This window comes from Enterococcus sp. SB12, from assembly GCF_030910025.2.
Lineage (GTDB): Bacteria > Bacillota > Bacilli > Lactobacillales > Enterococcaceae > Enterococcus_B > Enterococcus_B faecium.
This window is the reverse complement of sequence record NZ_CP175675.1, coordinates 1,933,143-1,940,000: the sequence shown is the minus strand read 5'-3', so window position 1 is coordinate 1,940,000 and position 6,858 is coordinate 1,933,143. Positions and strand designations below refer to the sequence as shown.

Genomic DNA, 6,858 nt, shown 5'->3' with positions numbered 1-6,858 from the left:
GTTCTTTAGACAGTCATGTTCAATTAGTAGATTTACGACCAGAAAAATTCTCTGGCATGAAACAATAATTTTCTCTTCATTGATCCATGATCCATAAAACTAGTCTCAATCAAGCTGTATTGAAAAAACAAGACAACATTCTTACCATGGTAAATAAAAAAGACGACACATTTTGTCGTCTTTTTTTAAATTAACTATTTTCGATAAAAGATCGCATAGCTTGTGCCATTACTCTATTCAATTCATGTTTTCCGTTTTTAATAAAGAGTAGCCGGCCATTCGTTGAAAGTTTATATAAACGTTTTGCTGCTGGTTTATTCGCATGATCTTTGGTACCACATAAAATCAATTTAGGAAGTCGTGATGTACGAAGCTGTTTTTTGCAGTCTAATGTTTCAAGTGAACGAAGTAGGGTAAGGGTTTGTTTTTTAGATAGACCTAATTTTTCAAATATCTTAGAAGGTACGCAGTAAAAATAAATATTCTGGAAAGTAAGCAATAAGCGATTAGGAGACTCAAATTGTGGAGCGACTAAAACAACCTTTTTTAAATATGGAGAAGGAGTTGCAAGATAGTTTAAAGCAATAACAGCGCCTAAAGATAATCCATATAAAATAAAAGGTTCCTTTATCTGATTCAATTGTACTTCGATGTATTTGGTTAAGTCGTCTAAAGTAGCAGTGTCTGTGCTGTTTAAATGATTGAACAATGAAAGACTTTTGCAAGAATAACTATTGGGTAGATAAGAGATTACATCTTTCCATGATTGTTCGTCTTGGCCTAGACCATGCAAAAAAACAATTTTCATATTGCTCTCCTTTTTATAGTTATCATATAGACTTTCTTTGTACTATTAAAATATAAACATTCATTTCTTATGTCATAAAATAAAAAAACAGCGCAGACACATTGTTAAACCAATATGCTACACTGTTTAAGGAAGCCACTTGCCGGGCTTGAACCGGCGACCTCTTCCTTACCATGGAAGCGCTCTACCAGCTGAGCTAAAGCGGCATTATCATTAATACAAATAATAGGATAACGAATATTAATGTATTTGTCAACAGAATTTTTTCGAAAAAATGTGTTTCTCTAATAGGAAAACAGATTTTAGAAAAAATAAAAATAACAAAAAATGCGAACGGTTTCTTTGATAATATAATAAAAAAATTCAAAAAAAGTATTGCGTTATTTAGAAGAAATTGATATTATATTCATGTACTTGATTCCGGCATAGCTCAGTTGGTAGTAGCGCATGACTGTTAATCATGATGTCGTAGGTTCGAGTCCTACTGCCGGAGTAAATAAAAGCTTACACAGCTAAAAAAAGAAATCCATTCACTTGGATTTCTTTTTTTTACGATAAATAAATTTTATCTGAAAATTATCGATACCGTATGAAGTTTTCCTTCATGAAATTGTAAGTATATTCTCATTCAAGTGAAATTTTCATCATAGAAGAGATTGTATTTCTAAATTCTTAAGAGTAAAATACGAAGTATAACTTGGATTTGGAAGGATGATTGGATGAAAGCTATTACGCCTGATATGACAACAAAATTTAACAAACAGTTTCAAGCAAATATCAAACAGCAGGCATTGCAGCGGGCAGTTGTGAAGAACGGTATTACCGCTTCTGCTGAAAATGTTTCAGCACATGTGGAGAATACACCGGTATTTTCTATAGATTTGGCTACGGGGAAAGTGGCTAATCAAATGCAATCGGGGCGTTGCTGGATGTTTGCTGCACTGAACACATTCCGTCATAAGATGCTGAATCAATTCCATTTAAAAGAGTTTGAATTATCACAAAATTACACTTTTTTCTGGGATAAATATGAAAAGGCAAATTATTTCTATGAAAACATCATTGCAACAGGAAAAGAGGCAATCGATAGCCGGAAAGTAGCTTTCTTACTCGCTACTCCTCAACAAGATGGCGGCCAATGGGATATGATCGTTTCATTATTCCAAAAATATGGCGTTGTGCCTAAATCGGTGATGCCGGAAAGTGCGAATAGTTCAAATTCTCGAGATTTGAATAACTACTTGAACAAATTACTGCGTAAAGATGCAGTAGTGTTACGGAAAATGGTTGCTCAAGGAGAAACATTAGACGCTATTGAAGAAAAGAAAGAAGAAATGCTAGAAAGCATTTATAACTTCTTATCTATCTCATTAGGAACACCTCCAAAAGAATTCGATTTTGAGTACCGCGATGAAGAAAAGAACTATCATCTTGACCGAGGACTGACACCACAAATTTTTTATGATAAATACATCGGTGTAAAATTAGATGATTATGTTAGCGTGATTAATGCACCAACAAAAGACAAACCATTCAATCGTTCTTATACAGTAGAGATGCTAGGAAATGTCGTTGGCGGGAAAGAAGTCAAATATCTGAATGTTGATATGGAAACTTTCAAAAAATTAGCGATTGCTCAGCTTGAAGAAGGAGAATCTGTTTGGTTTGGTTGTGATGTAGGTCAATCTTCTACTAGAACTAGTGGCATCATGGCCTTAGATGCTTATTCAATGGATGATCTATTTGATACGGATTTTACAATGACTAAAGCTGAACGTTTAGATTTTGGAGAAAGTCTGATGACCCATGCGATGGTATTGACCGGTGTTGACTTAGTAGACGGGCAATCAACAAAATGGAAAGTCGAAAATAGCTGGGGCGAAAAAGTTGGAAAGAATGGCTTCTTCGTTATGAGTGATGCCTGGATGGACGAATATACGTACCAAATCGTTGTAAGAAAAGATTTATTGACGAAAGAGCAATTAAATGCGTTCAATGAAGAACCAATTGTTCTATCTCCGTGGGATCCAATGGGTGCTTTAGCATAGACGAGTATTTCAATGAAGAGTATGTATTAAAGATAAAAAGAGCTGGCTTAAGCCAGCTCTTTTTATCTTTAAAGTCCATTCCCTGTTTTTTATGATCCCTGTGCTATAATTCTAAATAAAGGATAAGGATTGGAAATAATCCTTTTATCATTAAAATATGATGACGAAGTAGAATAAAATTGGGAGTAGGGGGGAAAGTCATGGATATCCAAACTGTTTTATCTGATCTGAAATTAAATGGTAAAGTGATTCCAGTTGTTGGTGGCGATGTTAATCAGACCTATCGTATAAAAACCGAACATCGTGCTTATTTTTTAAAAATCCATCCGAATGTAAAAAAAGGATTTTTTGAAGCAGAAGTAGACGGATTAAAAGAACTGTCAGCATTCGTACGTGTACCGGATACGTATATGCTAGGTGAAACAAGTGAAGGCGCTTATTTGTTAATGGAATGGATCGAGCCGGGAAAAGGGGATCAACGAGATCTTGCTGCAGCTTTAGCTAATCTCCATCAGCAAACAGCGCCACAATTTGGTTTTCGTAAAGATAACTATTTGGGTACACTTGTTCAGAAAAATTCTTTTGAAGAAGATTGGTGGACTTTTTTCTTTAAAGATCGGCTTGAATCCCAGATTTCTTTGGCAGAAGAAACGAATCGATGGAATGTACAGCGTCAAGAAAAGTATCTGCGATTTAAAGAACGTGTATTGAAATCGGTTGAACCAAAAAAGATCACTCCACGCCTCTTGCACGGAGACCTGTGGAGTGGTAATGTGTTCTTTGACCAGCAAGGGCATCCAGTTTTTGTCGACCCAGCTGTTTCTTATGGGAATCGGGAACAAGATATTGCAATGAGCCAGTTATTCGGTGGTTTCCGACCGGAATTTTTAGATGCTTATCAAACTATATTTCCATTAGAAAAGGGATGGAAAGACCGACTGCCGATTTACCAGTTATATTATCTTTTGGCACATTTGAATATGTTTGGAGAAAGTTACGGTTCCCAAGTAAATCAATTACTAGAAAATTTTTAAGAGGAGGGCGTGTTTTTGGCAAAAAAATATACCAAAAAGCATGAAGTTTCATATTATGAGTGTGACATCAACCAAACGATGACATTTCCTTCGATGTTAGGAGTAGTTATCAAAACGTCTGAAGATCAAAGCGACCAGTTGGGAAGAGGCAGTGAATTCGTCAATAGCTTTGGACTTACTTGGGTCATCACGAATTATTCCATGGAGATTAATCGTCTCCCTAGAGTCGGTGAAGTAATCTCAGTAACGACTCAAGCCATGGAGTACAATAAGTTTTTCTGTTATCGGAACTTCTGGATCCATGATGAAGATGGGAAAGAATTAGTCAAAATAGAATCTGTTTTCGTATTGATGGATTTTGTGAATCGAAAAATGAGCAGTGTTAATGAAGAGATCATTGCTCCTTTTGAGAGTGAGAAGATCAAGAAAATCAAGCGTCAGGAAAAAATTGAAAAGATTGATTCGGGCTTCATGTTGCCATATCGTGTTCGTTTTTATGATATCGATAGTAATCAGCATGTTAATAATGCGATGTATTTTAATTGGATCATTGACGTATTAGGATATGACTTTTTGACCACGCATGTTCCAGAAAAAGTAATTATTCGATTTGATAAAGAAGTAGAGTACGGGAATGAGATCGAAAGCCATTTTGAACAAATCCCTATCGAAAATGGTGTCAAAACAAAACATGAAATCCGAATGCAAGAACAGCTGTATTGTGAAGCAAATATTATATGGAAAAATAAATAAAAAAGAGGTTGTGACAGAAGGGGTCAGCTTCAAGAAATAAGAAGAAATTTACGAAAATTGTTTCTCAAATTTTTGTAAATTTTCGACTTAGTTTTCGAAGAAGCTATTTTTGTCACAGCCTCTCTTTTTAAGTTTAGCTATTAGATACTGATGTTTAGTTTTGGATAAACGAAATCAATTCTTCACCCGACAAACCATAGTTTACAGCAATCAATAGTTTTAAACGTGCTTTTTGACTATTAATACTGTTACAGAAAATAATCCCCATTTTTTCTAGTTCTTTTCCCCCGCCTTCATAATCATAAACAGGCTCAGCTATTCCATTGAAACAACGAGAAACAAGTACTACAGGGATTTTTTGGACAAGAAGCTTTTCCAAAGCAGCTAAGGCTTGTGGAGGGAGATTCCCCGCACCTAAAGCTTCGATTACTAAACCGTCTACTTTCGTATGGGCGATGGCTTCCAATAAGTCCCCTTGCATCCCAGCATATGCTTTAACGATCGGGATAGTCCCATCTACAGCGGAAATGTCCAGTCGCTTTGTTTCTAAAAGTTCCTGCAAGAATAAAATTCGATTCTTAGTTACTAAGCCGATGGGACCCAATGTAGGTGTTCGGAAAGTAGCAACATTTGTGGTATGGGTCTTTGTCACGTAGCGTGCAGAATGGATCTCATCGTTCATGACCACCAAAACCCCCTTATCTAGCGCTTCTTCACAACTTGCGACACGAATCGCACTTTCAAAATTATAAAGGCCGTCACTTCCAAGTTCATTACTTGAACGCATTGCCCCAGTCAAAACAATTGGTAATTTGTCGCCAATCGTTGTATCAAGAAAAAAAGCAGTTTCTTCTAATGTATCTGTACCGTGTGTGATCACCACTCCGGATATACCTGATGCATAAGCGGACAAGATACGTTCTTTTAATACCAACATGTGAGAAGGCATGATGTGTGGTGAGGGAAGATTGAAGATATCTTCAACTAATAATTCTACATGCTTGGGGATTGTGATTTCTGCATCTAATAATGGGTTTGCCACATCAGGACTAACACCGCCCGTGAGCATGTTTTCTTTCATGGCGATCGTTCCGCCGGTGTGTAGTACAAGTATTTTTTTCATTTTACAGACTTCCTTACGAATAATTTTGCATAGCCGTTAAATCTTATTGTATACTATATAAAAGAGTTTTGCTATCAGTGAAGAATAACGAATAGCCTAACTTATCATAAAAAAGCTGACCTTATTAAAATGGAAAAGACTCAACCTTGACCTCCTAATACAATGGAGTATCTGGTTGAGTTTCTTTTACAAGAAAGCAGCCAAGGAAATCAATCACGAAGGTGGCCGGAAATGATCAGAATCGGATTAACATCGTTTAAAGAACATGACAAATTAACTGGTAAAAAGAATAACACTCTTTATGAATATGCAGGGTTTCTACCCTTAGTGGAATTAGATACTGCCTATTATGGAATTCCCCGAAAGTCCTCAGTTGATAATTGGATAAATGAAGTACCTGAATCATTTCGCTTTGTAGTCAAAGTCTATCAAGGAATCAGCGGTCAAGGAGACTGGAAGCCTTATTATCAGACCGAAGAAGAGATGATTGCGCATTTTTTAGATGTTATGTCGCCGATGGTAGATGCTGGAAAGATGTTTTGCTTTTTAGTCCAATTCCCCTCATCATTCAAATGTACGAAAGAAAATGTCCAGTACTTGCGCAAACTTAGAAAGTGGTTTGAGGGTTATCCTGTTTCTATAGAATTACGGGATTATTCTTGGTACAGCGATGAATTTCTTGAACGTACAAGAAACTTTATGTCTAGAGCCGCTTTTTCTTTAGCCATCATCGATGAGCCACAGTTGCTGAATACAACGATTCCTTTTGATCCATTTGTCACCAATCCGAACTTTGCTCTTTTTCGATTCCATGGTAGGAATGCGCAAGGATGGCAAGCAAATGATAAAGAGTGGCGTAAAAAAAGAACGTTATATCGTTATTCAGAAAAAGAACTGCAAGAACTAGCACATGAAGTCAAAGTAGTTGATTCTAAGACAAAAGAGGTAGGTGTGATTTTTAATAACAATTCTGGTGGTGATGCGGCTGAAAATGCATTAGCACTGCAAAAAATATTAAATATCAAGCCAGATGGACTCAATCCAACCCAAATGGATCTGTTTTAAGGGCTTATTTTATTCAAGAAAGGGGCG

7 protein-coding genes and 2 tRNA genes (1 of these 9 cut by a window edge) are annotated in these 6,858 nt (G+C 36.4%); 6 read left to right on the top strand and 3 right to left on the bottom strand.

What is annotated here, in order from left to right; all coding sequences use genetic code 11:
• On the top strand, positions 1–68 hold the 3' end of the coding sequence (locus RBL01_RS09570) for an iron-sulfur cluster biosynthesis family protein (protein ID WP_002327207.1). 307 nt of this gene lie to the left of the window's left edge; 68 of the gene's 375 nt are visible here — the last part of the coding sequence; its start codon lies beyond the left edge, outside the window; the stop codon is at positions 66–68.
• Between the two features lie 122 nt (positions 69–190).
• Here RBL01_RS09570 and RBL01_RS09565 read toward each other — a convergent pair whose 3' ends face one another.
• On the bottom strand, positions 191–808 hold the full coding sequence (locus RBL01_RS09565; protein WP_072538667.1) for an alpha/beta fold hydrolase: 618 nt from the start codon (positions 806–808) through the stop codon (positions 191–193).
• A gap of 133 nt (positions 809–941) precedes the next feature.
• A tRNA-Thr gene (locus RBL01_RS09560) sits at positions 942–1,014 on the bottom strand.
• A 213-nt stretch (positions 1,015–1,227) separates the two neighbouring features.
• Between RBL01_RS09560 and RBL01_RS09555 the strand changes: the two genes are divergently transcribed.
• From RBL01_RS09555 to RBL01_RS09540, 4 genes are all read left to right on the top strand, one after another.
• Positions 1,228–1,301, top strand: a tRNA-Asn gene (locus tag RBL01_RS09555).
• A gap of 226 nt (positions 1,302–1,527) precedes the next feature.
• Positions 1,528–2,856, top strand: a complete 1,329-nt coding sequence (locus RBL01_RS09550) for a C1 family peptidase (protein WP_002327205.1) — start codon at positions 1,528–1,530, stop codon at positions 2,854–2,856.
• A gap of 200 nt (positions 2,857–3,056) precedes the next feature.
• A complete protein-coding gene (locus RBL01_RS09545) occupies positions 3,057–3,890 on the top strand; it encodes a fructosamine kinase family protein (RefSeq protein ID WP_002328218.1) in 834 nt (277 codons plus the stop codon).
• A gap of 15 nt (positions 3,891–3,905) precedes the next feature.
• Positions 3,906–4,643, top strand: a complete 738-nt coding sequence (locus RBL01_RS09540) for an acyl-ACP thioesterase domain-containing protein (RefSeq protein ID WP_002287962.1) — start codon at positions 3,906–3,908, stop codon at positions 4,641–4,643.
• 154 nt (positions 4,644–4,797) lie between these two features.
• Here the strand turns inward: RBL01_RS09540 and RBL01_RS09535 are convergent, their stop codons facing one another.
• The gene (locus RBL01_RS09535; protein WP_002298855.1) at positions 4,798–5,766 is read right to left on the bottom strand and encodes an asparaginase; all 969 of its coding nucleotides are present in this window, start codon (positions 5,764–5,766) and stop codon (positions 4,798–4,800) included.
• A gap of 231 nt (positions 5,767–5,997) precedes the next feature.
• Between RBL01_RS09535 and RBL01_RS09530 the strand changes: the two genes are divergently transcribed.
• A complete protein-coding gene (locus RBL01_RS09530) occupies positions 5,998–6,831 on the top strand; it encodes a DUF72 domain-containing protein (protein WP_002327203.1) in 834 nt (277 codons plus the stop codon).
• The last annotated feature ends 27 nt before the right edge of the window (positions 6,832–6,858 follow it).

Coding starts and splice junctions, on each gene's coding strand:
- RBL01_RS09550 (WP_002327205.1), top strand. CDS start 1,528: ATGAAAGCTATTACGCCTGATATGACAACAAAATTTAACAAACAGTTT.
- RBL01_RS09565 (WP_072538667.1), bottom strand. CDS start 808: ATGAAAATTGTTTTTTTGCATGGTCTAGGCCAAGACGAACAATCATGG.
- RBL01_RS09545 (WP_002328218.1), top strand. CDS start 3,057: ATGGATATCCAAACTGTTTTATCTGATCTGAAATTAAATGGTAAAGTG.
- RBL01_RS09530 (WP_002327203.1), top strand. CDS start 5,998: ATGATCAGAATCGGATTAACATCGTTTAAAGAACATGACAAATTAACT.
- RBL01_RS09535 (WP_002298855.1), bottom strand. CDS start 5,766: ATGAAAAAAATACTTGTACTACACACCGGCGGAACGATCGCCATGAAA.